The sequence below is a fragment of the Streptomyces sp. NPDC102462 genome (assembly GCF_044765425.1).
In the GTDB taxonomy this organism is placed as follows: domain Bacteria; phylum Actinomycetota; class Actinomycetes; order Streptomycetales; family Streptomycetaceae; genus Streptomyces.
Genome location: NZ_JBIWKB010000172.1, coordinates 1 through 1,014, shown reverse-complemented (window position 1 = coordinate 1,014; position 1,014 = coordinate 1). Strand labels below are relative to the sequence as shown.

At 67.4% G+C, this 1,014-nt stretch carries 1 protein-coding gene; it reads left to right on the top strand.

The window, feature by feature from the left end:
- The first annotated feature begins 145 nt into the window (after nucleotides 1–145).
- Nucleotides 146–973, top strand: coding sequence for a transposase family protein (locus ACIRFL_RS43895; protein ID WP_404041399.1), 828 nt, complete (start codon nucleotides 146–148; stop codon nucleotides 971–973).
- The last annotated feature ends 41 nt before the right edge of the window (nucleotides 974–1,014 follow it).

The following is a 1,014-nucleotide window of genomic DNA, read 5'->3' as shown; positions in this document are numbered from 1 at the left end:
TGAGTCTTTCCCGGTAAGCGGTGCTCGCTGAGTGTGATCACATCGCGAGTGGCGCGGCAGGGCCGGGCATCCCCAAGCCAGGGCAGACGTAAGGCCCCTGGTAGGAACGATCTTGCGACAGAAAGATCCGACCGAGGGGCCTCACGTGCCGACCAGTGTCACATACACCGCTGTGCTCGACGTCCAGCGGTCCACCGCTGAGCACCTGGCCCGCCTCCTGTACGGCCACCGGACCGAGATCGGCACCCGGCGTGGGCGCCGGTCCCTGGGCTGCTTCAAGCAGGCCGTGCTGATTCTGCGCTGGTTCATCGACGGCACCCGCCTGTCCCAACTCGCCCGCGACAACGGCCTGTCCAGCTCCACTGCCTACCGCTACCTGCACGAAGGGCTGACCGTCCTGGCAGCCGGAGCGCCGGACCTGTCCACCGCACTGGAGCGGGCCAAGGCGGCCGGCCTGACCCACCTCAACCTGGACGGCACCCTCATCCGCACCGACCGCGTCGCCGCCCCCGGCCCCAACGGCGCAGACCTCTGGTGGTCGGGGAAACACAAGCACCACGGAGGCAACGTGCAGGTCATCTCCACCCCGGACGGATGGCCGTTCTGGGTCTCCCCGGTACGACCCGGCCGCGAGCACGACACCACCTGCGCCCGCCACCACGGCCTTATCGACGCGCTGACCCACCTCGCCGACCAGCTGGGCACCCTCACCCTGGTCGACCTCGGCTACGAGAACGCCGGAGACGGCTTCCGCCACCCGGTCAAGAAGCCCGCGGGCGGTGAACTCACCGAAGCCCAGCAGACCTACAACAAGGTCATCCGAGGCATCCACGGGGTGTGCGAGCGCGCAAACTCCCTACTCAAGACCACTTTCAAGGCCCTGCGGCGAGTCAGCCTCGACCCCAGCCGCATCACCCAGATCGCCGCCGCAGCCCTCGTCCTGCTCCAGCTCGAATACGACCGCACCATCTAAACGATCACACACAGCTATGACCGTTTACCGGGAAAGGCTCA